Raw genomic sequence first — 26,766 nt, 5'->3', positions numbered from 1 at the left:
TTTTAGCTTATTTAAAAAAATCAGTTTTTAAGCTGTACCCTTCGCCAGAGACAATATCATATTGAATCAAGCGATAGTCTTCATATAATTCTTCTTGTGCCTTATTTAGAGCAAGCGTTTTAGTCCATTTTTTATCTTTATAATAGAAGCTTTTCTCAAAAGCTGGTACTTGTTTTTCTAATTCAGATAATAATTGATAAAAACCGGTCATTTGCATGCCGCTTTGCTCAAACAATGAAGGGGCGAAGTAAAAAGGACTTGTAACAGCGTCATGAGTGTTTTTATCGCTAAGCTTCCCTTGGTTATCATACATTAAAAATTCAGTTTGGTGCATGGTTACTTCATCATTATCTGCTTTGATTTCATCTGAGTAAATACTAGGCAAATGATCACCCCAAAAAACAACTAAGGTTCGTCTTTTCAGTTCTTTCAATGCGCTTGTAAATTGCTTCAATGCTTCACTACTATAGGCAACATCCTGCATGTAGCTATCGATTGCCTTTTTATTTCCTAAACTTTGCGAAGAATAATTTGAGCTCTTGTATTTATCGCTGTATGGCATATGCGTTTGCATCGTCACCAAATGAACAAATTGCGGATTTTGCTCCTCTTTTAATAAGTCCAGTACTTCTTTATACGCCGACTCATCAGAGATATAAGGATTATTTTCAAGTGTCTCTGTGTAGTTCATCGTATCTTCGCTGATAAACTGGTCGAAGCCCATCGTCTGATAAACATCTTTACGTTTATACATCGATGTATTATAAGGATGGATCGCAGTTGTTTGATAATCCTGCTGATTCAATAGTGAAACAATCGACGGAACTTCTTGCATTTTAGGAATCAACATTGTATACGGTGTCGTCAATTGCGGATTAAATAATTCCATGGAAAAACTAGTCAACGCCTCAAATTCAATATTTGCTGTTCCCCCACCATAATTTTGAGAAAGCATTTGACCGCTATAGGTTGTCTTAGCGACATCATAATACGCTTTTAGCGGATCTTTATTGGCGGTGACACCGTTTAAGTGTTGCGGATTTGAAAAGCTTTCACTCATTACAAAGATAATATTTGGCTGTTCTTCTAATGAGCTTGTTGTCTTTTTAGCTGTTTTTGTATAGTTGGTTGTGATATTTTCGATGGTCTTTTTTGAATAATTCTCTGGCTTGTCCATCGCTTCAACTTTTAGGTTATACAAAAAACCACCCATAAATCCAGTATTGTAATAATTCATTTTTTGGCTATACGGAATCCAAAGCGCTGTTTTGTTATAAGCTTTTCTTACTAGATTATTAGGGTTGTTAAAGTCGCTGATATACATCAATAGTGCTACTGTGATAACAATTCCTGAGAGTCGTAAGATCTGTAATTTTTTTGGTAATAAACGGCTTTTGTAGATAGCTCTTCCGAAAAAGAACAACCCAACCGCTGCAATCAATAGAATAATAACGAAAGGAATCGTTCCGATCATTTCTCTTAATAAACCAAATTCAGTGATCATTTTTAAATCATCTGGATAAATAGGCTCCGTTCGGTAAAACATTTTTTGATAATCGGCAAAACCTAAAATACCGATCGTGATTGCATAGAGGACACTCCCAAGAATCAGTGAGCCTGCTACACTACATAAGAATAGTAAAAATATCAGTAAGACTAGGCAACCTAGAATAAATTTTTCTGTATGCCAAGAAAAAGCAAATTTGGATACTAAATCTAATGATAGTTCATTTTGACACCATTGTAAGTATAAGTTGCTGATAAAAACCAACAAAATCATTCCAATGATGATCAATGAATACTTAATTGGCTTTTTTTTGAATAATTGTATTTTTTTCTTCACAAGACTCTCCCTTTTCTTCTTCTTAAACCACTTCTTAATATTCTATGCTTAGTCTAAAAAAAAGTAAAGCACCCTATTTAGGGAACTTTACTTTTAGGATAACGTATTTTGGTTATTTGATTTATCTTTTTGCCGCTTTGAAGATTTCTTCGATCAGAACCATTACTTTACGCACTTCTTCATTTTTGACCACAGGCTCCGCTTGTTCCCGAACTACTTTATAGAAATTTTTATAAAAGGTATCGTATTCTGCAAAAGCTTTTGGGAATGGTACAGTTTCAGTTGCTTCTTCTGATGGTGGTGCCATTGTTTTAGTCAAACCAACGCCTGCTTGGATCGGTTGTGGTGCTTGGATGTTTTTCTTTCCTGATTCAATAATTATCTCGCCAGAGAGATCCCAATCTTGAATCACTGCTGTCCCTTGAGTCCCTTTTAGATACCAGCGTGGGAGTTTTGTATAATTAGTCGTACCCACTTCGATAATTGCTCGGATACCATTTTCAAAAATAATATACGCAATAAATCCATCATCCACCTCATCGCCCAGAACATAGCTTAAATCGGCGCTTACTTTTTCGATCCGACTATCGACTAAAAATAATAGTTGATCTAATAAATGAACCCCCCAATCTAAAAGCATTCCGCCACCATGTTTTAACTCATGGCGCCAATCACCTGGAATTCCGTTGGCACCTTGAACCCGGCTTTCAAGTTGAAATAGTTCTCCAATTTGTTGATTTTTGTATAATTCTCGCGTGAGTAGAAAATCTGGATCCCAGCGCCGATTTTGATGAACCATAAAGGTTTGACCCGTTTCTTTAGCAACATTTAGCACTTCATCTAATTCTTCGACATTCATTGTTACTGGTTTTTCACAAACAACATGTTTTCCAGCTTCCAACGCTTGGATCGCTAGTTCTTTATGAGAATCATTGGGTGTAGCAATCAGAACTGCTTCGATGGTTTCATCTGTAAGCACTTCTTCTAGCGAATGGTAAATTTTATGATTGTGTTGACTGGAAATTTTTTGACGCTCACCTGAAATGTCGTAAGTTCCAACGACGTGGATTCGTTCGTTTTCGTTGGGCATAATGTTGTGGATATGGTATGATCCCATGCCGCCATAGCCGATTACGGCAAAATTGATTGCTGTCATTTTTTGAGTCCTTTCTATTATTGAGGATGATTGATTTAAGGTGGTGAAAGAGTTGGTCAGAAACTGTCGTATTCTTCTCTTTGACATCCAGCTTCACGAACTAGCTCTTTCGGCAAATAGACAAATTTCTTCAAAGATAAAAAGCATCTTTGAAAAAATTTCCTAATTTGCTCAAGAGCTGAACGAGTTCGTTCAGCTTTTGATTACACCCACCACATTTCCGTAGGTTGTTCTTTGATCATAATACTTTTCAAATTAGTAATCGCTCTGTTCAAGCCTTCTTCTGTCGACATGATCGGATCTTCATGTTCAATACTTAAAACGTAATCGTATCCGTAAATTCTAAGTGCACTAATAATATCTGACCAGACTTTCAAATCATGACCACACCCAACTGAACGGAACGTCCATGCGCGGGTTTTAACATTTCCATAGGGTTGCATATCCGTCAGTCCATGCATATTGATATTGTCTTGATCTAAATACGTATCTTTAGCATGGAAATGGTGGATTGCACCTGCTTCACCTAAAATTTTCACTGCCGCAACTGGATCAATGCCTTGCCACCATAAATGACTTGGATCTAAATTACAGCCGATTGCCTTGCCGGTTGCTTCACGGAGTTTCAACATGGTATAAGGTGTATGACATAAGAAGCCGCCATGCAGTTCGATCCCGATTTTCACCCCTGCATCTTCTGCGATCGTATTGATATTTTTCCAATACGGGATCAATTTCTTTTCCCATTGGTAATTGTAGTTATCATCATATTCTGTCGGCCAAGGCAACACGGGCCAATTGACTTGTGTATCTGTTGGGTTTCCTCCTGAGACACCAGAAAAACCATTGACTACTGATACATTCATTAAAGAAGCTAATTTGATTGTTTTTTGTAGTAGTTGGTCTGCTTCTTGAGCGGTTTCTTTTAATGGAGAAATCGGATTATTGTGACAGCTCAATGCACTGATCGTTAGACCTTTGTCAGCCAGTTTTGCTAGATACTCTTTTCTAGCATCAGAACTTGCTAATAATTGATCAATATCTAAATGCGCATTTCCAGGAGAACCCCCTGTTCCGATTTCAACTGCTTCTAATCCTGCTTTTGAGACAGTATCAATCATTTCTTCAAAGCTTAAATTATTGAATAATGGAGTAAATACACCTAATTTCATTGTTTAGTTCCTTTCTTGTTCGTAATAGATTCTAACGGTTCGTGATGCCCATAATTTGGATAAGCATTTTGTGTGGGTTGACACCAACGAACACCGTTTTTAATGACTTTTTGGATCTCTTTATTGTAATAAGAAGGATACGTTTCATGTCCAGGTTGAAAATAAAAGATTTTTCCATTGCCACGATGATAGGTACAACCACTGCGGAAAACTTCTCCGCCAGGATACCAGCTAATAAAAATCAAGTCATCTGGTGTTGGAATATCGAAATGTTCGCCGTACATTTCTTCTTTTTCTAGTTCAATGTATTCGCCGATTCCTTCGACGATCGGATGACTTGGCGCAACTGTCCATATCCGGCAATGCTCTTCAGCTTCTCGCCATTTTAAATCGCAAGAGGTGCCCATTAGTTTCATAAATATTTTCGACATATGACCTGAATGAAGAACCACTAATCCCATGCCTTCCAACACACATTGATAGACACGTTGAACGACTTCATCAGATACTTCTTGATGTGCGACATGCCCCCACCAAATCAACACATCGGTATTCGCTAAAACCTCTTGTGTTAAACCATGTTCTGGTTCGTCTAAGGTAGCCGTTCGAACAGAAAAATCATCTTCTTCTAAAAAATTAGCTATCTGTTGATGAATACCATCTGGGTAAACTTTTTTTACAGCTTCATCTGTTTTCTCATGACGGAATTCATTCCACACGGTAACTTGGATCATCTTTTTTTCCTCCCTAATTTAAAAGCGTATCGGGCTCGTTTAGTCTCGACTGAAAAATAGGAAATGATGACTGAGGCGCTTTTTGCCTCCTTCATAATTTATCTTTTTTCCTAGACCTTCAATCCTTAGAGCTTTAGCTCTTAGGAATTGATGTGATCGAAGCAAAGCGTAGTACTAGCCCGTGAAGCTAGATAATTTAAAAGCTGAATGGGCCGTTTAGCATTGACGAAAAATAGGAAAACATGACTGTGACGTTTTTTGTCACATTCAGGTTTTATCTTTTTTCCGAGATGCTGGCTCATGAAGCTAGATAATCTTGATTTAATTGAAAAATACAGGCTGATTTGTCTCTGATGCTTTGTAAATGGCTTCAAGAATTTCTGTTACAACTAAAGCCTGTTCTGGTTTAACAACTGGTTCTGTATCGTTGATGATCGCATCGATCCAAGATTGTGCTTCTAAAACTTCCGGTTTGTCACCAGCACCATCGTAAAAATCAACACCACCAGGTTCTAATTCGATTTTTTTCTCAAAAAGTGTGCTGTGATCTTCTCCATTAATGGTTAAGCCACCATTCATATCAGCGCCACCTTTCGTACCGTGAAGAGTCGTTTTTGCTTCTTTTACATCTAAACTATTCAATGCCCAGCTAGATTCTAAAAAAATCGTTGCGCCGTTTTCCATCATGATAAAACCAAATGCTGAATCTTCGACGGTGAACTTTTTGGGGTCCCAAGAGCCCCAAGCATTGGCTGCATTATTAGTCTCAGCTAATTTATGATAGGCTTTTCCTACTACATATTTTGGCTTGTAATTGTCCATCATCCATAACGTCAAATCCAAGGCATGCGTTCCGATATCGATCAATGGTCCGCCACCTTGTGCTTCTTCATCGAGAAAAACACCCCAAGTTGGGACTGCACGACGACGAATAGCATGGGCTTTGGCAAAGTAAACTTCACCCAACTCACCTTCTTCACAAATCTCATGTAAATAAGTCGAATCTTTTCGGAAACGATTTTGATAGCCAATTGTTAATTTTTTTCCCGTTTTATTTGCTGCTTCGATCATACTACGTGCTTCAGCAGATGTTTTTGCCATTGGTTTTTCACACATCACATGACAATCTGCCTCCATTGCTGCAATCGATAGTTCTGCATGCGAGCTATTTGGTGTACAAACATGAACGACATCCAGCTCCATTTCATCAAGCATCTCTTGATAATTTGTAAATGTTTTTGCCGTCAACGTTCCATAATGCATTTTTGCTTCTTCTGCTCGTTCACTGATCAAGTCACAAAAAGCAACCATTTCCACTTCTTTTACTTGTGCAAGTGCTGGTAAATGTTTTCCATTCGCAATCCCGCCGCAACCAATAATTCCTACTTTCAACGTCATCAAAAAACCTCCAGTAATCTACTCATATTATTTTGTGGAAAAATAAAACGGTTCCACCTCTACACTATTACTATACAAAATTTTGAAAGAGCTTTCTTCCTAGATTTCGGTTGAAAAATTCCTGGATATTGCTGTGAATCACTACGACTGGCTTCGCCAGAGTAGATGATGAACAGTACTTGGCGACCAAAGAGAGCGAAGTTTCATTACTTGTGAATCACCAAACGCCTTATTCCAAAATGACGTTACACAGTTCTTAACAAGCATCGGGAGCGAAGTTTCATCACTTGTGAATCACCAAACGCCTTATTCCAAACTGATCTTAAACAGTCCTTAACACCCAAAGGGATAAAAGTCTCCTTACTCACGAATCACCAAACCCCTTACTCCAAACTGATCTTAAACAGTTCTTAACAAGCAAAGGAAAGAAGTTTCGATCACTAAAAATTAGTCACACCATAGAAATAGAAACGGAGCAGCCTAAATTAAAAAAACGTTACAAGCCTAATAACTTCAACAAAAACAAAAAAGCTCTTCCCTTCTATAATAAAAAGGAAGAACTTCATTTTTTTATTCGATTCGTGAAACACTCATCCAACATTACCAGAAGCCATCACCCGATGTCTCTGTTCCCGTTTATATTGCTGAATGATTTTCAATGCTCGTTTTCTAGTTTTTCGATTCGTGCACTTCAATCGTCTACGCGCACTTGAAAGATCTTGTTTTTCCATCCAATCACCTCTTTGCATCTGTTTGTCGGTTACTTATTCTTACTGATTACCAGCTTGCTTTGTGTACACCAGGAATTTGTCCTTGATGGGCTAGTGTTCTAAAATTGATCCGTGACATGCCGAATTTACGCATATAAGCTCTTGGTCGTCCATCGATCAAATCGCGGTTTTTTAAGCGATTTGGGTTGGAATCTTTTGGTAATTTTGCTAAAGCTTCATAGTCTTTATTTGCTTTTAACTCAATGCGTTGTTCAGCGTATTTTTCAATCAATGCTTGTTGCTGTTTTGCTTTGGCAATTTTTGATTTTTTAGCCATATCTTTTTTCATCTCCTGTTCTTTCTTAGATTATTTGCAAGTTGCAAATAGTAATCATTACGCTTTAATCTTTTGTAAGAATAACACCTATCATTCGAAAACGCAAGTATTAATTTTTTCAAAAAGGGATTATTAGCTGAGAATTGTCCACTCTTATCATTTCAAATTTAACATATACCCTTTAGAACGTACCGTTTTTATAAAAGTTGGATTTGTTGTGCTCGTTTCAATTTTATTACGTAAATTAAAAATAAGATTAGCCACTCGATAATTTTTCTTGTTACCATCTTGTCTAGAAATAAACAATTTCTCGGAAAATTCTTCGTATGAAATTGTTTTACCAGGGCTATCATATAGTAGCTCAAGTACTTGATACTCTCTTTTTGTCAAAGAAATCTCATCCTTACCAGGAATTGACACACTTAAATTTCTTGGAATCAATTCTAACGTTTCTTCTTGAGCGACTTCATCTGGATTTGCTAGCAAAGAGTTGTTCTGATCAAACTCATAACTCAGTAAATTTGTTAACGTAAAGTAAAGTTCTTCTGGATCCATCGCTATTGGGAAACAAGCTTTAATACCTAATTGCAAATAAACGATATTAGAATGAGACTCATTTTCCTTTGACAGTAAAAAAATTGGAGCATCCGTGTATTTTTTTAGTTCCATCAACCAATAACAAGTTATCGGCATTGTTTCCTCAAAAATAATGATTGCGTCTATTTTTTTATGATCCTTGATTTGTTCATTTATATTAATGTCTGACAAATGCCACCCCTTTTCAGATAAAAAGTTCAAATGTCTACTTTCTCCTGACTCTTTTACTATCAAATATCCAAGTTCAAACATTGTTAACCTCCATATTTCCGTTTAATTTAATTTTTTACACATTTATTTAGTCTGAAAAGCAATATAAATACGCACTTTGATTACATTTTTTAATCTATCGATGTAAACCTTAATAGACATATTTTCCGTAACTTATGTAACTAACAGATTCTTGAGATCACCATCTTTATGCAGACGGTATAAGCCTTGTTTTCTCTGTATGATTGAAACATAGAAAAATACATTGTTTTTTTTAATCCAAATGATAATTCCTTGAAAACTGTTTTATCATCGTTATTCACTGTATTGGCAATATGTTTAATAAGCCTCTCTCTTTTAAAGCACCACGTTATTGTTATTCACAGCTGAACAGTCTGACAACTAATAACATTTACTGTGATCTTTTGTATTTAGGTACGTAGATCCGTAAAAATAAATACACATATGCTTGTTTGAGAGCATCTAGTATAAGCAAGCCAAAACCTCCCATTTTAGTTGGGGTAATTGGCTTGCTCTTTAAACTATTTCATCAATATTTATCTTAGAAGAAAAAAAGGGGTACCACATAAAGGACTTATGCATTGTTTACAGCCCTTTGTACAAAAATCCAACTTTTTTATCACTTATTTTGATTTAAAGTGTGGATTTAAAGTAAAACACTCCTTCACTCCACACTTTAAATTTATCAAAAAAATGTTATTAAAAATAAAGCTTCTAGTACATTTTTCTTTTCGCGAAACGATTACTCACTTGGTCCGTCTACAATTTGCCATTCAAGTGTACCAGCATAGACATCTTTATAATTATGTTTATTTGTTTGTTTATAGAAGAGTCCATTTTGAGCATCCCAATCGTTGGAGATATTAATGGTTCCTGCAACGGGATCACTATTGCCACTAGCTATTGTTTTAAAACTATCTATAATCGGTATGTCAATTGTCGAACCTGTTTTAGTTTTGTAAGAATAGTTTCCTAATAGAGTTTTTGTTCGGCTCTTAAGCTCACTTGGTTTGACTTTCAACTGCCATTTTCCATCGATCCGATTATCAAAAATACTCAAATCATCAGCTCCAGAGATACTTAACGCTTGGTCTGTAAAATCATCTAATTTCATATTTAGTGTAAATGCTTTGGGGAATTTTTCTAGTTTATATTCTCGAACCATTCCTTCAATAGTAAATACATTATTTGGATTATTCACAGCATCATCTAGAATCACTTTAAAGTTATCACCAATGTTTGTAGTAATTTCTACTGCTGGATTTGCGGGGCCATCATAGAGTACCAAACCAGTATTTTGATTCACAATTTTAAACGTGTGACCTGCATAAAGGTCTACTCGCGCATTCGTTGAGTTTTTAATGTGTAAATCAAAATATCCACTATTCTTAGAATCAAAAGGTTTAATTTTCATTCCATTGCTTGTAGCAACGAAATTAGAAATTCCTGAAAGCTTTAAAGAAGCGCTTGATGTAACAAATGAATTTCTCCGTTGTGCATCCGTTGAATTCGCCATAAAAGCTGGAATTCCATCAGTGTTAACCGTCAATTGTGAATCACGTATATCAAAATTAGTAAACGTTTGTTTAAATTCTGGTAGGCTCCCAACAAGCATATTTCCACCGATCTGTAATTGAACAAGTTTAGGCAAGTCATTTAGCCCAACTGGAAGTGTCCCTGTTAATCCGACATTTTTCTCTAAATCTAACAATGTAAGTTCTTTTAAATTGGTTATAGTATCTGGGATCGATCCAGTAAATGTATTACCGTTAATTTGAAGTTTCGTTAATTTTGTCAAATTTCCAAGTTCAGGAGGCAACTGTCCTTCCAATTTTGTTGATCTCAAACTTAATTCAGTTAAGTTTTGTAGTGCATCGATCCGAGGTGGAATGTGTTGTCCAGTATATCCTAGCCAAGCAGGTGCTAAAGAAATTGCAGTAATTTTTTGCAAATCTTTCATATAAACATCTTTACCAATTTGCTTTGGTTTTAGTTGATTGTTTATTTCATTGATCAGCCATTTCTCATTGTCAAAGTATTCTGGCATTATAGGATTATTTACAACAGTGATCGGTACAGTAACAACGAATGTCATACTGGGATTATTTTTACTACTCAATGTGACCTTAAGCGTATCACTTCCTAATGTTCTAAACACTTTTTTTTCTACTTTAAACAGAACCACATCATCTGGAGTAGAACTATAGACATTTTTCACTAAATTTATTGGATCCAATGATGTACTGTCTGTATCTTGCTCGACTTCAGTTGGAACAGGTTCTCCTGTTAAGAACGGTGTGATCATTGCTATAGCGCTATTTGAACCTGATTTTTTTCTCACTGTCCCCACGACTCGCTCATTATAAGTTGACATAGGTATTTCATATTTTTTTGTGGTCGCATTATAATGATTTTTCAAATTTTCCAGATTAAATGACTTTAATTTTAGTTTAATCGTGATATAGTTTCCTTTAAGAAATATCAAGTCATTTTTGGTTAAAGAAAGTTTGAATTTTTTAGTTCCACTGTTTGGTGATTCATTCACACTAGTCAAAGTAACATCTAACTGTTTTGTTACATCCTTTCCCTCTTGGTCTAAAATAGAGAATGAACTTTCTTTCAAATCTTTGATACTATTCCCAGTATCGTCTAAAAATATATCTAACTGATCAGGATAATAAGTATCAAATGTTAATGGAAGTGATTGAATCACTTCAAAATTTGCTGAAAATTCTGGTGGTGAATTAGGCGAATCAAATCCGTAAATCAATGGAGTATTATACTCAGGAGTAAAAGGTATTTTAGACGTTCTCTGAAAAATACTTAGAGCTGAGCTCTGTCCCACAGTTGTTTCTCCCGGCTGATACCCCGATTCCACTTGACGTATAGAAATGGCTTGTTCATTCCCTACAATTACATGTCCATTAAGACTAACACCCCTTGAAGAAACTAGTAGCTCATCAGTAGCTCTATATGAAAAATTCGTATTTTCATAATTCGAAGTATCAAAGGTTAATCTAGTTATATCTTTCGTATTTATTGAACCTACAGCTGATACATGACGATTCGTATAATTAATTGGAAAGTCAAAATATGCCGGAGTAGTTATACCTTCAATAGTCGCTTTATCTGTATAAACAGGTCTAAATTTTAAAATGTTTTTATTGTTAAGAGGCCCGCCAGTCATTGAGTCAATCTTCGGCAATTTCCAATAAAAATTTGAGTGCTTTCCTCAAAAAAAGTGCATAAAGATTTCTGTCACTAGGAACTTCACGGGCTTCAGATGTTATTTCCAGACCAACCTCTCGATTTTCTAAAGTGCCTAATCCCCTCAAGATGATCCTATCACCATAGGAAAGAGGATACCTATAATAAGTATCAGTGGGTCTATCTTTCCTAATGAAGTCAATACTTCCACCGGGTTTATGAATCTCGATAGACTTAGCAAATTGCTCATTTGATCCACGTTGTTCAAGAATAACATATGGTCGATCTATCGGAAGAGGTTTACCAGAAATTATCGTTCCATTTTTATCAATTTTCAACAAATAATCACTATCAGTAGCTGCTTCGGCTTTCAGATTAAACATAAAAAGTATACTTAGTATTAAGAACACAAGAAAATAATTTTCCTTTTTCCTCATGATTGCATCCCTCCTCTATTGTTTTTGCGCCACAAAAGAATAATGATAATAACCAACATCAGAAACACTGCAGCACCTATTGCAATCATGATAATCAGCATCTTATTATTTGACTGCTCCACAAGTTCAACTGCTTCAGCATTAAATTGTTTTGCTTCTTCATTTGTTATATTAAAACGTTTCGTAAAATTCCATTTGCCTTGCTTTGAAGTTGCAGCAAGCGTTATTTCATAGTTTCCTGACTCAATTTCTTGATTCTCTAGAGAAATCGGTAAATCAAAATTTGAATTTGGTGCCATAGCGATATCGGATTGCTCAAATTTAAATAAACCGTCTTTGGAACCAATCTTACGAATATTTCCCTTAACGTTTAAATTAGAGAGAAATGTCGGTTCGGTATTCTGTATATTAGCCGTAATCGCTGTTCTATAATTAAATAACGAGGCCTTCACATCATTTAGTTTCAACTTAGGTTTAACCTCAGTAGTACTTTCTCTTATCTGAATTCCTAATACAAATGAAAACAAATTTTTAATCTGAACTTCTTCATCTGTCGATTTTTCTTTTGCCGCTTTTTCATTAGACTGATCATAAATATTGAAGCCACCAACTATTTTTCCAGAAAATGCTTTTTGAGGGACTTTTAATGTAAAGTTCACTTTCTTAGTAGCTAGTGGATCAATCGTTACAGATTGCTTTTCTGAGAGCAATTTAGTAATAGGATAGGTTAAAGTCGAATCATATTTCTTAGGTTGAACACTGTACTCTAATTCTCCATTTTGATTGGTTGTCGCAACTTTAGGTTCAACATATAACTTCAGTGTTTCTTTGCTGGTATTTTTGATTTCTAATTCTAACTCTTGAGTTGCTCCTGGTTTAACTAATAAATCAAAATAGGTTTTTTCCTTATCTATTTGATTTTCTGGAATCGTCGCTTTCACCGAGTAAGCCATACCTGCAGCATGACTATCTACAGGTATTAAAAAAATCAAACCAATCACTAAAACGATCAAGCTATATTTCACTAAATTAATATACTTCATTTAACATTCTCCATTTACTAAATTTTACTCAGATGGAACATCATTTAACAACCAGGTTATATTTGCTTTATATTCTGTATCTGGTCTTGCAGTTCTTGGTAATATCGCTATTTTTATATTTTCATTTACTCCCTTTTTTCGTTGCCATCTTGAAGCCCAAATTCCTTGCCCAGAATCTTTTTCTGCACTAAATATTTTTTTGAAATTACTATTGAGTGTTACACCATAGCTTTTAGGCGGGGTAGCGTACTCTGATTTGTATCCCTCTACTACGCCGTTTTCTAATGTAAATTCAGCTCCAGTCAATACATAACTTTTAGGATCTTCAGGCGTTGATTGTGAAACAAAATTAGATATTTTAGCAGATAAAGTCCAGCCGCTTAAGTTACCTCTTAAATCAGATACCTGAATATAGGGATTAGAGTTTGCGGCATATTCCAACTGATATAATCCACTTGGAACGATACTATTAAATGTAAAATTAGGGACTCTATCAATTTTTAACAAACCGCTATTCCCTTCTCCATCATTTTCAGGATCTTCTGGATCTTTACCGAATTTGGGAGGAATCGTTTCTTCACTACCTTCGATAATCGTTGTATTAATATCTGATCCTAGTGCATTGGTCAGTATCGTATTCGCTAAAGATTCTTCGCCCCAACAAAAAGTAATCAAAAGCAAACCGGCCAAAGCTACTCCACCCCTTTTTAATATACTCATTATCGACCCTCCTTTTTACTCACTCACCGAACAATTATGCTTCTGGTGTATTTGTCAACGTCCAAGTTAATTTACCAGTATAACTTGCTGCTCGAGCAGTATTTGGTATAGATAATTGAACCCCAGTTGTACGTTCAGGATTACTATTTTGTGCACCATTTCGCTCAAAAATGTTAGTATAGCGCCCCATACCTTTTCCGACATCGGCTTTAAACACAGTCTTAGATGCATCCTTTGTTAATGTCACAGGAACTCCTAGCGCTTGATCAGTAACAACTTGACGGCCGGAAACAACCTCTTTCGTTGGAATTTGTAAAACCCAACCTTTCAGCTCTTCCTTTTGACCTGTCGTCATTGCTAATGGCTCTGTCATTGCAACTTTTACATTCCAACCTGTTCCATCACCAGTTACATCAACCACTTCTATTCCTGAATCATAACCGGTTGCTAAAGTTGCTGATCTCGTTTTACCAATAGGGATACTAGGGTATTTAAAATCAGAAACTGCTTTAATTACAAAGGGTCCCTCATTGGGTTCCTTATCTGAAATATTTTCCTCTGTCGGTCCTTCTCCAGCCCCAGCAGAAACTGTGACATCCACAGTTGATGTTGGATCAATAGCATACCCTACATTTGGCAACATTACAGAACCTAACGCTATACTTAGAACTAAAACACTTATTTTTTGCTTTTTCATTTTCAATTCCTCTATTCTTTTTATATTTTGTTCAGCAGTTTACTACGATAACTTCCTCAAAGTTACTTTTTTTACTTAATAGTTACCTACGATAATTTCAGTTTAAATCGTGTCGTTCAATGTCCAAGTCACATTACCTGTAAATTCTTGTCCACTTAATTTACCTTGAGCTGCAACAGCTAATCTAACGTTGTTAATTTCAGAAGCAAATCCGCCTTTTCCAGCATCTTGTTTCCCTTCTAAAACTTTAACAGAGCCGCCACCAGCAATAAGTTGTACGTCTTTGTTACCTGTAACTTTAGCATCTACGCCAGTTAAAGCAGTTAATTCACTTTCACCTGGTACAGGGATGTACATTGGTAAGTTTCCGTCTGCATCTCTAGCAGGCTCATTGAAAGATGAAACTGCACTAGAATCAAATCTCAATGTTGCTTGTAATTCTTTATTTTCAGTATTTGTTGTGTCTGTATTTTTCAATGCGCTCATTTTAGCTTCAACATTCCAGTCAGTTGTCACTGTATCTCTGTCTTCAAAAACAGATAAATATTGTTTTGTCGCACCTTTTTGTTGCTCATATGTTGCACTACTGTTATTGGCAGCTTTTGCAGTACCAAATGAGAATTGTGTTGGTTTTGCGTTAAGACTTAAAGCATCACCAAATGGTCCAGGTACAAGTGTAGTATCATCATCTGTTTCGAATTTGATACCTACATCCGTAGACGCTTCTTTTTCAGATGCTTCTGATGCCATTGGCGCTAAAATAGCTGCACATGATAAACCTAAAACTAATGTACCTAAAACTTTTTTATTCATAATTTTCTCCTAACAATTCTTTTTATTTTTACCTTTGAGGAAATTATCGTAGTAAACTGTTGAACAAAATTAAAAAATATGATTAATATCTAATTCAACTCAAACAAATTAAGTTGATTCTGTATATAAATAAATAGATAAATCATCATACTAAAACATACTATTGAGATAACTAGTAATAACCAGTTCACTAATATTTTCTTTTTTTTCAATTTTAGCTTTTTCACTAATATGTTATCTCTATTAAGAGAGTACAAAAACAAGCCTAGCGAAACTATCCCACACGCGCCTAGTATATATAACCATATATATACATTCATAATAATGACTCTCCTTTATACAAATAAATCCTACCTTTTTCTATTGATCACTTTTGATCGAGATCCGATTTTTTATCTAAAATAAATACGAAGACAGTTGCAATTAGAATCATCATGCCTACCAGAAGTGACAGGTTTTTGATGAGTTCACCTGTATTAGGTAAATTGAGTTTCTTAATCTTTGCCTCATTGCCATCTTTGGGTTTTGGTGTATTATCTTTTGGTGTAGGCTCATCACTACTGTCTATTGTTTTTTCAAATTGTATGCCCACTTCACTTTTGTCCAGCTCCTCAGCCAATACGTTTACTGATGAGAAATGAATCATACTGACAAAAAGAACTAACCCAGTAAAAAATATTTTTATATATTTACTAGTCTCCTTATACACAACAATCATTCCCTTTTCTTATTTTTTTACGCTTAGCAATATCCCCTTTTTCCTTCCTTTTTCTTGCTTTTTTTGCTCTTCTTCTTTTCATTCGTTCTTTAAGAATTTGTTTCCAACGTGCATTTCTAATAATAAGGGCAGTGGTTACTCCAACAATGATAAGGATTGTCGCTACAACAACAAATGGTAACCATTTTGGTGATTCTAGTTTAAAGACCGTCTCTTCATTCAGTTTTTTTGCATATCCTTCGGAAATAGTAAACTCACTTTGCCATTTCCACTCGTCCTGTTCATTCTTGGCTTTCATATCAACAACGTAATCACCAGCCTTAATATCTTCTGCACCCCAATCTATTAAAAAATCATAAGTACTGTTAGGCGCCATTCTTGCATTGGTAACAGCTTGTCTTTTTAAGACATTCGAAGAACCTTTCTTTTTGACTGTCGCTTCAATATTTAAGTTGTCTGCTATTTTAGGATCCGAGTTATGTATAACTGCTGAAATTTGCTTGCGTCCTAATGTCAAATCTGCCTTTGTAGAAATTAAATCTAAATTTTTTGCATTATCGTAATCTTCATTTGTCTCACTAGTAATTAGACCAATTCGATATTGAAAGGCATTTTCAACCATTGATTTTTTCTTAGTGCTATCTTCTTCTTCAGCTAGATTAAACACGATCGCGCCTAACTTGATCCCTTCATATGAATCATTTGGCGGTGTTACAACAATATCAACTGTTTTTTCTTCAAAGTTTTCTAATGTAATTTCTGTTTGTGACACTTTAGCGATTTCTGTAATCGGATTTTTTAAGGTTTCATCTACGTCTTTTATTAAAGGATCATATTCAATATTTCCACCGATTCCTGTTGTTCCATTCAATAAGGATACTTGAACTTTGATTGGCTCTTCTACTGCAGCTTTTACTTTCACATGTAACACCTGTGACTCGTTCGGCTTTGTCTCGATAACAAAATATGTTTTATTCGTTTCAATTTGAGTATCCGGCCGAATCGCCTGAACGCTGAATTCCAATGGTTGCTCTTTGTCCTCTTTTGCTATTGCTTGAACAGGAGAAATGCAAATAGTCGCAAAAGCTAGTATAATTAATTTGTGGTACTTTACAATTTTCATTCGCCGATCGATCATTTTAACTACCTCTCTAATTTAAGTGTTAATTTTTTTAAATTTTTATCATTATTATTAAGGAAATATTTTTAATAGTGATGATTTTTACAACTTATCACTGCATTTATCTTACAGTTATTCCTCACTCAAGAAAACAACAAGCAAGCGCTTTCAAATTACATTTAACTTTACCATTTATTAATTTTATTTTTATTCCATAGAAAAAATGACATGTAAACGTTCCCTAATTACAACCACCTCTATTTCTATTTTTAATTTATCAAAATCTTTATTTTTTTATTAGATTACCCTAGAATAGATTTATAATTGTTTTTTTTATTTTTTTGAATGGAGGATAAAGATGATTAAGAATGCCACAATTTATGTAGTTGAGGATAATAATCTATATAGAAAAAAGATTATCTCCTATCTTCAAAACTATCACTCAGAATCGTTTACTTATGTAATATCCCCTTTAGATAATCATTTGCTTTTTATGGAAGATATTCAAACACTAACCATTTCTGATAATGATGTTTTCTTTTTAGATATCGATTTAAAAACACAATATTCAGGTATTGATGTGGCCAAAAAGATTAGAGAACGCAATGATACATGTACGATTATTTTCTTGACAAATTTCGAAGATAAAGCCATTTCTATCATTAATAGCGAAATTTTTCCTCTTGGCTATCTCGTTAAAAATCCTATCGATTCAACTGAGTTAAAGACTACAATTGAAAATGTTCTTATGAAAGTTGAAAGTTTGACTAAGTCTGCTTGGAGGCAAGATCAAGATATCACCACTTTTATGAATGGTCACGAATCAATTTATATCAATTGTAAAGATATCTTATATATTGAATCATTAAAGGGGTTAAAAAGTCGGGTTTTAGTCAAAACTGTCGAAGAAGAATTGATCATAGAAGGAAAAATCGGCAAAATGAAAACTAATTTAAAACAACCTTACTTATTTTCATCTCTTCAATCTTACATAGTCAATCTTGAAAACATCTCATCGATTAATCGAAAGAACGGTACAATTAGATTTATAGGAGAGCATGAACTTTTTGTGGGAACTAGAATCATTGATAAAGTGAAAAAAGGGTTAAAGGAGTATCAATATGCTCGATAGACCTTTTTTTATTTCACTACTTGCTTTAAATTTTTTGCAGTTTCTATGGTTGTTCTCCTATAAAAAGTATTGTCCCTTCGCGAGACAATACTAATGACCATTATTTTAGTTGTTCAATTTCTAGTTGGTTTTCTTACAGATGATCATTTAGTTATTTTATTATTAATTCCATTATTTATTTTGCAGTTTTTATTTCCTGCAAGAAGAATACAAAATTGGTTGATTCCCGCTTTATTCCTGAGCTTTGAAAATGCAATCATCTTACTTTCATGGCTTTTAACATTAGATCTTTGGGATATTTTATTGATTTATCACTTAATATCAGCTGAAACTTATGAAAAGTATCTAAATTTATTTATTTTTCTGCAACAATTTATTTTCTGTTTATTGTTGGTTTATATAAATTATTTGAATAAACGTTTCAATATTACAAAGACTCTGCACCTTTTACCTAAGAAATATCGGTTTTTATCTATTTTACTCTTATTTTCTTTATTCTTTACATTTGGATTACAACAATTTAGTGTTTTAGAGGGCTATTCTGCTCCTTTTTTTTATAGTTCTTTTATTATCATTTGCTTTACTGCCTTTCTTTGCTGGAATATTCTGCTTGTTGTTAAGGAACAAAATGAGCAACAGTATATTACGATACTCAATGAAAAATATGAACAGGAAAAAGAAAGGATCGAGCGCTCCAATGAATTTCGGCATGATTACAAACAACTTTTATTAAGCCTTACTTCCTATCTAGAAACAGATGATACAAAAAAAGCGCTGAGTTTACTCCATACAATCGTTGATTACTCAAACTCATTTCTAACACCTAATTTATACAAAACAATTGCTCTGATTCATAATCCTCCGATTCAAGGTCTCTTAACAAATTTTCTTAAACGATGCTTGGAAAGCGATATTCCAATAAAAATTATCGTGACTGATCCACTGACAAATATCGATATGAACATCGTTGATTTTATTCGTTGTTTTTCTATTTTATTGGATAATGCGTATGAGGCAGTTCAAGAAACAGATAATCAATTGATTGAAATCATGATTACTGGTGACTCTCAATTTATAAAAGTAACCGTAAAAAATACATATACAGAAGACAAAAATGTTCCTTTCCAATCTATTTTACAAAATAATTTTTCAACAAAGAAAAATCATCAAGGGAAAGGGCTATATATTCTTGCAAAAATAATCAATAAATATAAAAAGGCAAGCTATCAAGTAGCAAAAAAAGACAATCGTTTTATTGCTAGTTATTCCGTTCATAAACTAACAAAACAGTAATCTGTAGATAGATGTAGAATAGTGGTGTCCATCATTGCTCTCTACATTTTTTTATTCTATCTAATGAGTTATAAATTGGAACTTTCAAGACATTTTTGATATGATAAAATAAACCTATGTTTTGTCTACTTAAAGGAGCGCAAAAGCTATGGAACCTGCCTTAGCAGCGAAATTATTTGCTATAAGTTATCTTCAAATTATCTGGGTTTTGCTTTATCAAAAGTATATCAGCAAAAAGCAATCCATTATTTTATCCATTATCTTGAGTTTAATTATTATTAGCAGTTTTTTTAATGTAGTACCTTATCTTTATTTGCTATTATTTATTTTTTATACAGCTTTAGCCATTTTTATTGTGTACCATGTTGATAGCTGGATTTTAATGGTAGTGACTCTGTTTTTGTTCAACTCATTAGTCATTCTTTCTTGGCTATTTACCTATGATCTATTGAATTTCTTATTTCAATTACATATTATTAATGCAGTGAAGTATCAGTCACTTGTATCCTTTTCACTATTTGGGCAACAAGCTGCTATTCTTTTATTGAGCTTAGCTACTAAAAAAATTGATGATACCTATTTGATTTCTGATTCTATTTTACATATTCGTAAAAGGTATAAGCTTCAATCAGCTATTGCTCTTTTTTTTCTGATTCTTTTTATTGTAATTAGACAACTGGCTATTACATATTTTTTTGTGAAGTCATTCTTTTATCTAACATTTTTGTTACTAACATTATGTTTGATTGTTTACTCTACTGCTTATTTATATAGTAAATATTATCAACAACAGCAAAAAAAAGAGGCTTTATTTAAACAATATAATCAAGAACTAGAAAAAATTGTCGTTTCAGATGAATTTCGGCATGACTATCGCAATATTTTATTGAGCTTGACAGATTATGTTGAACAAGGAAAATCCCAAGAAGCACTCCAATATATTGACTCAATTAGTGATTATTCAAAAGATGTCTTGAATTCAGATCCTTATATGGGACTAGATAATTTATCTATCCCACCCCTGCAAGGTCTTTTAATGTATTTGGTCGAAACATGTAAACAGGAACAACTTCAACTTCACTTTGATATCCCAAACAAAATTCAAGAATATGATATCTCGATCCGCTTGATTGATCTTCTACGCTGTCTATCAGCTTTGTCTGAATATGCCGTAAAGGAAACAAAAAGAAGAGCCGATACTACTTTGTATGTGTCCATCACAAAGAAGGCCCATCAGCTTCATTTTGTGTTTCAAAACAAAGCTGATCAAAGTAGCACAATCCAGACATTTGACTCAATCACAACAAAAAAATACTATAAAGAGCATGGTCTTTATAACGTGATGAAAATTATCAACCAATATAATGAGTTGAATTTGTTTCTTCAATCAAATAAAAAGAACTTCTCAATCTTGTTGACTCTTCAACAAGATCAATGACTATAAAAAGAAACAGCCCGCCGACATGTTATCGTGCGCAGGCTGTTTCTTTTTAGACAAATTCAACAAATGTTTTTTGATACTTCAAGGGTGAGACACCTACTTGTTCCTTAAACACATGATGAAACGTCTTCACACTAGCAAAACCTGACTTTTCAGCTACTTCGATCATAGGGACTTTTTCATTAGCCAAAATAAACTTTGCTTGATTGATGCGATATTCTGTTAAAAAGCTCATGAACGTTGTCCCTGTGTTTGCCTTAAAAAAACGAGTAAAATAGTACGAACTAAAGCCGCTATACTTTGCAATGTCTTCCAATGTAATCGACTCTTCATAATGATTTTCGACATAGGTAAAGATGCGATCTAAGCGATCCAAATTTTCTTTGTATTTGATTGTTGAAGCTTTCGCCCCTTTTTTAACCTGGATTTTTGTTTGTGGCAATCGTCTGTAAAAGGTTGTAATTAGTTGAAACAATAAGCCAAATTGCGCATAGCTTTTTCCTTGCTTGTTTTGTTCAGCCTCTTCAAAAAGTTGCTGCAGCAATTGCTTTATATCTAAATACAAGGATTTCGACCATTTTGAACTATGCTTTTCGCCCGTTTCAAATAATTCGATCAAGGAACAATCCTCTGCTGATTTTAGCAGTTTCTCATTAAATAAACTCAAATCAAACTGATAAACAATTCGCTCACTATCCGGCGATGCTAAAAAATAATGGGGTTCACCACTTGCAAAAAAATAGATTTCACCTTCAGCTACATGGACGATTTCATCGCCTACACCGATATTGACTGTTCCTCGTATCGAGTAAATAATTTCGATTTCTTTATGCCAATGAGGATATACGATCGTCATGCCATCATTGATAAATGCTCGAAAAAGAATATTTTCTTCAAATTCTGGTCGTTCTAAATATACACTCATGTTCAGCCTCCGATTGTTTCTCTTACTCTTTACTTTATCAAAATTTTGATTATTTACAACTGATTATGTACAAAAAAAACAATCCCTAATAGTAGCAGATTGTCTTTTATGAAGATTTGTTTTATCTATTCATCCATGGTGTCGCTGTTTCTTTTAAAACACGATTCAAGGATTCAATATTTTCTTTGCCAACAGTTCTCATCCATTGCTCGGCAGCTGGTTTTCCTTCTTTAGCAAAAGGTGCTACCCCTTCTTTCCAAGTTGCTCGACCACATAAAACACCGTTAAATGTCGAACCTGCTTCTTTTGCAAAGTACAATGTTTCTTGGAATAACTGACTACTAACACCAGCACTTAGAAAAATAAATGGCAGCTCAGTTGCTTCACTTTGTTCTTTAAATAATTGTTTCGCCATTTCCTTTGAATAACAAGCTTCTTCACCAAATCCTTCTACAAAGGACATATTTACAGGAACTTCCACTTTCAACACATCAACATTGTATCGCGGTTTACTGAATTCTTTCATCATTTCAATGACTTTGTGCGGCTTGATTTTGGCATATTCTTTACTTGCTCCATCCGTGATCTGTGCATCATAAGACACTAATTCTAGGAAAAATGGCAACCCTTCAGCAACACATTCTGAACCGATTCGTTCCATAAAAACGTGTTTTTGTTCATTGATTACCTTACTTTCGTCCACATCATAATACAACAAAAATTTTACTGCATCAGCACCGGCTTCTTTTAAACGTTTAACAGACCAATCACTTAAAAGATCAGGCAAGCGCCCCGGTTCACTAGCATCATATCCAGTTTTTTCGTATGCTACTAATAATCCTGCCTGTTGATCTCTGACTTTTGCTGCTGGTAATCCGTACTCTGGATCTAAAAGGATCGCTGAAGCATAGGGTGTTAATTCACGAGAAACGATTTCTTTAAACGTGATGATCATTTCTTCATCTACTTCGTGTCCACAAGATTTTTCAATCATTTTTTTCAATGATCCTCGTTGATCGATCGCAAGTGCGGCAATGATCCCGTCTTTATTACACATTTTATTCATTGCTGTTAATTTAGATTCTGTCATTTTTTTCATCGTTAGTGCTCACTCCTCAATTAATTGTTGATTCACGTATTCAGCGATTTCTGCTGCTGATTCTAATTCTTTCAACTGTGTTTTAAAATCATCTTTCATTAATAGCCGTGCAACTTTGGATAATAATTTTAGATGGGTCGTTCCAGCTTCTTGTTCAGGAATCAATAAAGCGATGATCACTTCGGTTGGTTTGCCATCTAAACTGTCCCATTCAATTGGATTTTTCATTTTTACAATGAGGATACTTGCTTCTTTGATGGCCGAACTCTTTGCATGTGGGATAGCAAAACCATCCATCATCTGTACTGCCTTGCATTTCACGATCATTAAAACTTGCTAAAACATCTGCGCTATTGGTCGTAATCTGTAAATTTTGAGCAGTTTGAGCTAAAAATTGAAGGGCCGTTTCCTTTGTTCCAATCGATGTTTCAATAAAAACGTGTTGTGCGTTTAATAAATCCATTTGTTTTCAACCTCTTTCTATCACTTAAACTGTTGCTTCTAACTTCTCGATTCGACGTTTTTGAATGATTCCTAGCAAAAATCCACCCACGATCGATCCAGATAAAATAGCCAATACCCATAGCAAACCATGTGTCACAACAGGTAATACTAAGAAGCCACCATGCGGCGCTGGCACTTGAACTTTAAACATATACGTTAGAACTGCAGCAATCGATGACCCTAACATCATCGTTGGCAATACCCGCAACGGATCTTTTGCTGCAAATGGAATGGCTCCTTCTGTGATATGTGTCGAGCCTAAAATAAAATTGACCAATCCGGCATTTTGTTCACTTGTGTCAAAATATTTGCGGAAAAATAGGACCGCGAACCCTGTAATCAATGGTGGTGCAATACAAGCGGCAGAAACACCTGCCATAAAGCTTGTATTTCCTTGGGCTAAAAGTGCTGTTCCTGTCACATAAGCTGCCTTATTCACTGGACCACCCATATCAAACGCACACATACATCCAACAATGATGCCTAAAACCAAAGGACTTGAGTTTTCAAATCCAGCTAGAAAATCCATCATGCTTTCATTGATTACAGACATTGGTCCTGCAATGCCAAACATGATCAATCCTGTGATTGCAACACCTAAAACTGGATATAAGAAAATCGCCTTTAAACCATCTAAAGATTTTGGTAACATTTTAAATACTTTGACTAACCCTAGAACGACATATCCTGCCAAGAAACCAGAAACGATCCCACCTAAAAAGCCAGTCCCGCCATTACTTGCGACTAGTCCGCCAACAAATCCAACGACTAACCCCGGACGTTTGGCAATCCCTTCTGCAATATACGCTGATAAAATCGGTACCATCATGCCCATCGCTAAACCACCGATTTCTTTTAAAGTAGCTGCAAATTGGTTGAATTGAGCACTTTCAGGATCAGCAGAGTAAATTCCCCATAAAAATGAAATGGCAATTAGCACTCCACCACTGACTACAAAAGGCAACATATGAGAAACACCATTCATCAGATTTTTATAAATGCTATGACCGATTCCTTTAGTTTCATTATTTTTTTCTTCTAAAGCATCTACGTCAACCATGTTATTACCACCGAATATTTTACCTTTGCCAGCTAAAGCATCATCGATCAAGTTGCTCGCTTCTTTGATTCCTTTACTCACGGGAACTTCAATCACTCTTTTTCCAGCAAAGCGCTCTGCATGAACATCTTTATCTGCTGCAATAATTACAGCGTCAGCGTCTTGAATCTCGGCTTTTGTCAATTCGTTTTCTACACCAATTTGTCCATGAGTTTCAACCTTGATCGTAATACCTTTTGCTTTTGCTGCTTGCTCTAAAGCTTCTTGTGCCATATAAGTATGCGCGATTCCTGTAGGACAACCTGTTGCTGCAATCAATTGATACTTTGTCATATTAGCTCTTCCCTTCTATTGTTTGGATTTGAATTTGTTTTTCTAGCTCTTTGATATCACTAAAATCAGTCAACCCTTTTCTAAAAGCAGTCGAACTGCCAGCTGCAATGCTATGTTTCAACGTTTTATCTAGCGGCTCGTTCATCAGCAAACCACTAATGAACGTCCCTAATAAGCTGTCACCCGCACAAGCCGTGTTCACTACTTTTCCTGTCGGAGCATTTCCATAAATAATTCTGTCTTTATCCGCATAGAAGCAGCCTTTTCCACCAAATGACAACAACACTCTTTGCGCTCCTTTATGGATCAACCGTTTCAAATATGTTGGACTTTCTTCCAAAGGAATATCTTTTTGACCAAACCATTTTGCTAATTCTTCTTCATTGGGTTTTAGTAAGTAGGGCTGGTAAACCAAACAATCCATCACACTCATATAGCTACTATCTAAAACTAAATTGACCTTATTTTTGTGAGCGATTTGACTAATTTCTACTAAAATCACTTCAGAAATCCCTTGCGGCAAACTACCTGAAACACATAGATAAGACCCTGCTTCTATTTTTTCGATCCTCTTTAATAGCTCATTGATTTTTTCCCTTGGGATTTTAGGCCCTTTATTGACTAGTTTATATTCAGTGTGCTCTTGGTTAACTTGTGTAAACACGTTGATTCGAGTATTCTCTGCAATAGGAATAAATTCTGTCGCTATCTCCTTCTGATTTAAAAATTCTTCAATGTAGCGTCCTGTGAAGCCACCACTAAATCCAATGGCTGTACTGTCTATGTTTAATTTTTTCAGAATCAATGATACATTGACTCCTTTTCCATTTGCTTGAATATCATCATCAAGCGTCCGATTGACAACTTTAGGTTCCATTGTTTCTGTTTCGATAAATAAGTCGATTGCTAAATTCATCGTGCACGTATATAGTTGAACCATTTTGCTCCCCCTTTCCTCACACCTGTATTATCAGCTACTTTACTATGTAAATGTTTTCATAATCATAAGAATCACCTGAAAAACGATACAATCTTTATTTATCTATGCTGAAAATGGTATGATATAAAAAGAATAGGCATTGAAATGGAGGCACGATATCTTGGAAAAAGCGCTAAGTGAATCAGAAAAATATTTATGGGATTTTATCGATAAAATTTAGTGGATATACCTAATTATTCCATCGTAAAATTAAGTGAAAAAGCCAATGTTTCTACTGCAACGATTGTTCGTGCAATGAAAAAAAAAGGGTATGAAGGCTTTACTTCTTTTAAACATTATTTGAAAGATCAATCCAACACAATGATTAATTTTTCTGGTGTTGAAAAGATCGATGCTGAAATCAAACGGGCAATTTTAAAGAACGAACAAGAAGTTATTCGCACGATCAATATGCTAGATAGTGGTAGTATTGAAGATGCTATTCAAAAGATCAAAGCTGCACAAAAAATTGTCCTTTTTGCTCGCGGTTTTTCTGAATTGATTGCTCAAGAAATGACGGTGAAATTTCAGCTTTTAGGAAAATATTGCGAGATGCATGCTGATCCCAATATTATTACCAGTATGAGTAAAAAAATCACACGTAATGATATCGTTCTATTGATTTCTTTGAATGGCGAAACCCCTGAATTAGTCACAGCTGTGAAAAACTGTTTAAAAAATGACGTTAGTACAATCACTCTGACTGCCAATTCAAGTAGCTCCTTGGCTCACTTATCAGAAATCGTCTTCATTGGATTTAAATCAGAAGGCTCTTACTTTCCAGAATATGAAGTTCGTTCAAGATTACCTCTTTCAATCATGGCAAGAATTCTGCTGGACTCTTACGCTATCCGTACAAATTAAAATAAATAAAATAGAAGACTAAAATCATTTTTATGATTTTAGTCTTCTATTTTTTAGATTATGGCAAGAATCATTTTTATTTACTTGCTTGTTTAGCCTATATTTTCTTACATTTACAGCTGTTAACGCGAACCCAGTTTCATTGTGCACCTGCTGTTTTCCTCTAATAGAGAACCGAGTGAAGCCTAAACAAGCCTTCTGGT

The 26,766-nt window shown here is 34.8% G+C and carries 25 protein-coding genes and 1 pseudogene; 4 read left to right on the top strand and 22 right to left on the bottom strand.

Annotation, left to right across the window (positions count from 1 at the left end; translation table 11 throughout):
- Nucleotides 1-7: 7 nt before the first annotated feature.
- From V192_RS0113285 to V192_RS0113205, 16 genes are all read right to left on the bottom strand, one after another.
- A complete protein-coding gene (locus V192_RS0113285) occupies nt 8-1,843 on the bottom strand; it encodes an LTA synthase family protein (protein WP_025872505.1) in 1,836 nt (611 codons plus the stop codon).
- 121 nt (nt 1,844-1,964) lie between these two features.
- Nucleotides 1,965-2,999: a Gfo/Idh/MocA family protein gene (locus V192_RS0113280; RefSeq protein WP_025872503.1), complete on the bottom strand. Its 1,035-nt coding sequence runs from the start codon at nt 2,997-2,999 to the stop codon at nt 1,965-1,967.
- 203 nt (nt 3,000-3,202) lie between these two features.
- Complete coding sequence (locus V192_RS0113275; protein ID WP_025872500.1) at nt 3,203-4,171, bottom strand: sugar phosphate isomerase/epimerase family protein; 969 nt, start codon at nt 4,169-4,171, stop codon at nt 3,203-3,205.
- Nucleotides 4,168-4,905 carry a ThuA domain-containing protein gene (locus V192_RS0113270; RefSeq protein ID WP_025872498.1) on the bottom strand — a complete coding sequence of 246 codons (738 nt, stop codon included), beginning with the start codon at nt 4,903-4,905 and terminating at the stop codon, nt 4,168-4,170. The genes V192_RS0113275 and V192_RS0113270 overlap by 4 nt, the downstream gene beginning before the upstream one ends.
- 321 nt (nt 4,906-5,226) lie before the next feature.
- Entirely contained in the window at nt 5,227-6,303 is a 1,077-nt protein-coding gene (locus tag V192_RS0113265) for a Gfo/Idh/MocA family protein (RefSeq protein WP_025872496.1), read from the bottom strand.
- A gap of 590 nt (nt 6,304-6,893) precedes the next feature.
- Nucleotides 6,894-7,034: a putative metal homeostasis protein gene (locus tag V192_RS21565; RefSeq protein ID WP_010763172.1), complete on the bottom strand. Its 141-nt coding sequence runs from the start codon at nt 7,032-7,034 to the stop codon at nt 6,894-6,896.
- Nucleotides 7,035-7,080: 46 nt separating this feature from the next.
- Nucleotides 7,081-7,350, bottom strand: coding sequence for a 30S ribosomal protein S14 (gene rpsN, locus V192_RS0113255; protein WP_010771520.1), 270 nt, complete (start codon nt 7,348-7,350; stop codon nt 7,081-7,083).
- Nucleotides 7,351-7,506: 156 nt separating this feature from the next.
- On the bottom strand, nt 7,507-8,199 hold the full coding sequence (locus V192_RS0113250; RefSeq protein ID WP_025872493.1) for a winged helix-turn-helix domain-containing protein: 693 nt from the start codon (nt 8,197-8,199) through the stop codon (nt 7,507-7,509).
- A 721-nt stretch (nt 8,200-8,920) separates the two neighbouring features.
- On the bottom strand, nt 8,921-11,365 hold the full coding sequence (locus V192_RS0113245) for a leucine-rich repeat domain-containing protein (protein WP_025872490.1): 2,445 nt from the start codon (nt 11,363-11,365) through the stop codon (nt 8,921-8,923).
- A 4-nt stretch (nt 11,366-11,369) separates the two neighbouring features.
- Nucleotides 11,370-11,822: a hypothetical protein gene (locus tag V192_RS0113240; protein ID WP_025872488.1), complete on the bottom strand. Its 453-nt coding sequence runs from the start codon at nt 11,820-11,822 to the stop codon at nt 11,370-11,372.
- Entirely contained in the window at nt 11,819-12,865 is a 1,047-nt protein-coding gene (locus V192_RS0113235) for a WxLIP family cell surface protein (RefSeq protein WP_025872486.1), read from the bottom strand. The genes V192_RS0113240 and V192_RS0113235 overlap by 4 nt, the downstream gene beginning before the upstream one ends.
- Before the next feature lie 24 nt (nt 12,866-12,889).
- Complete coding sequence (locus V192_RS0113230; protein WP_025872484.1) at nt 12,890-13,585, bottom strand: WxL domain-containing protein; 696 nt, start codon at nt 13,583-13,585, stop codon at nt 12,890-12,892.
- A 34-nt stretch (nt 13,586-13,619) separates the two neighbouring features.
- Complete coding sequence (locus V192_RS0113225) at nt 13,620-14,282, bottom strand: WxL domain-containing protein (protein ID WP_025872482.1); 663 nt, start codon at nt 14,280-14,282, stop codon at nt 13,620-13,622.
- Between the two features lie 102 nt (nt 14,283-14,384).
- Nucleotides 14,385-15,095, bottom strand: a complete 711-nt coding sequence (locus V192_RS0113220; protein ID WP_025872481.1) for a WxL domain-containing protein — start codon at nt 15,093-15,095, stop codon at nt 14,385-14,387.
- Between the two features lie 367 nt (nt 15,096-15,462).
- Complete coding sequence (locus V192_RS0113210) at nt 15,463-15,804, bottom strand: LPXTG cell wall anchor domain-containing protein (RefSeq protein ID WP_158001108.1); 342 nt, start codon at nt 15,802-15,804, stop codon at nt 15,463-15,465.
- Nucleotides 15,797-16,951 (bottom strand): WxLIP family cell surface protein, encoded by a 1,155-nt coding sequence (locus V192_RS0113205; protein WP_025872478.1) that lies wholly within the window; start codon nt 16,949-16,951, stop codon nt 15,797-15,799. The genes V192_RS0113210 and V192_RS0113205 overlap by 8 nt, the downstream gene beginning before the upstream one ends.
- 340 nt (nt 16,952-17,291) lie before the next feature.
- On the opposite strand from V192_RS0113205, the gene V192_RS0113200 reads away from it, so the two are divergent.
- The 3 genes from V192_RS0113200 to V192_RS0113190 all read left to right on the top strand — a co-directional run bounded on the left by V192_RS0113200 (nt 17,292) and on the right by V192_RS0113190 (nt 20,796).
- Complete coding sequence (locus V192_RS0113200; protein WP_025872476.1) at nt 17,292-18,065, top strand: LytR/AlgR family response regulator transcription factor; 774 nt, start codon at nt 17,292-17,294, stop codon at nt 18,063-18,065.
- Nucleotides 18,066-18,158: 93 nt separating this feature from the next.
- The gene (locus V192_RS20225) at nt 18,159-19,358 is read left to right on the top strand and encodes a sensor histidine kinase (RefSeq protein WP_239644684.1); all 1,200 of its coding nucleotides are present in this window, start codon (nt 18,159-18,161) and stop codon (nt 19,356-19,358) included.
- Between the two features lie 148 nt (nt 19,359-19,506).
- Nucleotides 19,507-20,796, top strand: coding sequence for an ATP-binding protein (locus V192_RS0113190; RefSeq protein WP_025872474.1), 1,290 nt, complete (start codon nt 19,507-19,509; stop codon nt 20,794-20,796).
- Nucleotides 20,797-20,848: 52 nt separating this feature from the next.
- Here V192_RS0113190 and V192_RS0113185 read toward each other — a convergent pair whose 3' ends face one another.
- The 6 genes from V192_RS0113185 to pfkB all read right to left on the bottom strand — a co-directional run bounded on the left by V192_RS0113185 (nt 20,849) and on the right by pfkB (nt 25,660).
- Complete coding sequence (locus tag V192_RS0113185) at nt 20,849-21,724, bottom strand: AraC family transcriptional regulator (RefSeq protein WP_025872472.1); 876 nt, start codon at nt 21,722-21,724, stop codon at nt 20,849-20,851.
- A 121-nt stretch (nt 21,725-21,845) separates the two neighbouring features.
- Nucleotides 21,846-22,823, bottom strand: a complete 978-nt coding sequence (gene lacD, locus V192_RS0113180; protein WP_025872470.1) for a tagatose-bisphosphate aldolase — start codon at nt 22,821-22,823, stop codon at nt 21,846-21,848.
- A gap of 9 nt (nt 22,824-22,832) precedes the next feature.
- The gene (locus V192_RS22625) at nt 22,833-23,120 is read right to left on the bottom strand and encodes a PTS sugar transporter subunit IIA (protein ID WP_275574544.1); all 288 of its coding nucleotides are present in this window, start codon (nt 23,118-23,120) and stop codon (nt 22,833-22,835) included.
- A complete protein-coding gene (locus tag V192_RS22620; protein ID WP_275574542.1) occupies nt 23,035-23,286 on the bottom strand; it encodes a PTS sugar transporter subunit IIA in 252 nt (83 codons plus the stop codon). The genes V192_RS22625 and V192_RS22620 overlap by 86 nt, the downstream gene beginning before the upstream one ends.
- A gap of 24 nt (nt 23,287-23,310) precedes the next feature.
- A complete protein-coding gene (locus V192_RS0113170; RefSeq protein ID WP_025872468.1) occupies nt 23,311-24,720 on the bottom strand; it encodes a PTS fructose transporter subunit IIC in 1,410 nt (469 codons plus the stop codon).
- Between the two features lies 1 nt (nt 24,721).
- Nucleotides 24,722-25,660 carry a 1-phosphofructokinase gene (pfkB, locus tag V192_RS0113165; RefSeq protein WP_025872466.1) on the bottom strand — a complete coding sequence of 313 codons (939 nt, stop codon included), beginning with the start codon at nt 25,658-25,660 and terminating at the stop codon, nt 24,722-24,724.
- A 160-nt stretch (nt 25,661-25,820) separates the two neighbouring features.
- On the opposite strand from pfkB, the pseudogene V192_RS20215 reads away from it, so the two are divergent.
- Nucleotides 25,821-26,563, top strand: a pseudogene (locus V192_RS20215) (MurR/RpiR family transcriptional regulator).
- Nucleotides 26,564-26,766: the final 203 nt, after the last annotated feature.

It is taken from the genome of Enterococcus crotali (assembly GCF_000633635.1).
GTDB lineage: Bacteria > Bacillota > Bacilli > Lactobacillales > Enterococcaceae > Enterococcus_L > Enterococcus_L crotali.
The sequence above is the reverse complement of the archived record's forward strand: the minus strand, read 5'-3'. Positions and strand labels throughout refer to the sequence as shown.

Bases quoted from the DNA above. Each gene is read 5' to 3' on its own strand.
- V192_RS0113280 (WP_025872503.1), bottom strand. From the start codon at position 2,999: ATGACAGCAATCAATTTTGCCGTAATCGGCTATGGCGGCATGGGATCA.
- V192_RS0113275 (WP_025872500.1), bottom strand. From the start codon at position 4,171: ATGAAATTAGGTGTATTTACTCCATTATTCAATAATTTAAGCTTTGAA.
- V192_RS0113270 (WP_025872498.1), bottom strand. From the start codon at position 4,905: ATGATCCAAGTTACCGTGTGGAATGAATTCCGTCATGAGAAAACAGAT.
- V192_RS0113265 (WP_025872496.1), bottom strand. From the start codon at position 6,303: ATGACGTTGAAAGTAGGAATTATTGGTTGCGGCGGGATTGCGAATGGA.
- V192_RS21565 (WP_010763172.1), bottom strand. From the start codon at position 7,034: ATGGAAAAACAAGATCTTTCAAGTGCGCGTAGACGATTGAAGTGCACG.
- rpsN (WP_010771520.1), bottom strand. From the start codon at position 7,350: ATGGCTAAAAAATCAAAAATTGCCAAAGCAAAACAGCAACAAGCATTG.
- V192_RS0113250 (WP_025872493.1), bottom strand. From the start codon at position 8,199: ATGTTTGAACTTGGATATTTGATAGTAAAAGAGTCAGGAGAAAGTAGA.
- V192_RS0113245 (WP_025872490.1), bottom strand. From the start codon at position 11,365: ATGACTGGCGGGCCTCTTAACAATAAAAACATTTTAAAATTTAGACCT.
- V192_RS0113240 (WP_025872488.1), bottom strand. From the start codon at position 11,822: ATGAGGAAAAAGGAAAATTATTTTCTTGTGTTCTTAATACTAAGTATA.
- V192_RS0113235 (WP_025872486.1), bottom strand. From the start codon at position 12,865: ATGAAGTATATTAATTTAGTGAAATATAGCTTGATCGTTTTAGTGATT.
- V192_RS0113230 (WP_025872484.1), bottom strand. From the start codon at position 13,585: ATGAGTATATTAAAAAGGGGTGGAGTAGCTTTGGCCGGTTTGCTTTTG.
- V192_RS0113225 (WP_025872482.1), bottom strand. From the start codon at position 14,282: ATGAAAAAGCAAAAAATAAGTGTTTTAGTTCTAAGTATAGCGTTAGGT.
- V192_RS0113220 (WP_025872481.1), bottom strand. From the start codon at position 15,095: ATGAATAAAAAAGTTTTAGGTACATTAGTTTTAGGTTTATCATGTGCA.
- V192_RS0113205 (WP_025872478.1), bottom strand. From the start codon at position 16,951: ATGATCGATCGGCGAATGAAAATTGTAAAGTACCACAAATTAATTATA.
- V192_RS0113200 (WP_025872476.1), top strand. From the start codon at position 17,292: ATGATTAAGAATGCCACAATTTATGTAGTTGAGGATAATAATCTATAT.
- V192_RS20225 (WP_239644684.1), top strand. From the start codon at position 18,159: ATGACCATTATTTTAGTTGTTCAATTTCTAGTTGGTTTTCTTACAGAT.
- V192_RS0113190 (WP_025872474.1), top strand. From the start codon at position 19,507: ATGGAACCTGCCTTAGCAGCGAAATTATTTGCTATAAGTTATCTTCAA.
- V192_RS0113185 (WP_025872472.1), bottom strand. From the start codon at position 21,724: ATGAGTGTATATTTAGAACGACCAGAATTTGAAGAAAATATTCTTTTT.
- lacD (WP_025872470.1), bottom strand. From the start codon at position 22,823: ATGAAAAAAATGACAGAATCTAAATTAACAGCAATGAATAAAATGTGT.
- V192_RS22625 (WP_275574544.1), bottom strand. From the start codon at position 23,120: ATGGATGGTTTTGCTATCCCACATGCAAAGAGTTCGGCCATCAAAGAA.
- V192_RS22620 (WP_275574542.1), bottom strand. From the start codon at position 23,286: ATGGATTTATTAAACGCACAACACGTTTTTATTGAAACATCGATTGGA.
- V192_RS0113170 (WP_025872468.1), bottom strand. From the start codon at position 24,720: ATGACAAAGTATCAATTGATTGCAGCAACAGGTTGTCCTACAGGAATC.
- pfkB (WP_025872466.1), bottom strand. From the start codon at position 25,660: ATGGTTCAACTATATACGTGCACGATGAATTTAGCAATCGACTTATTT.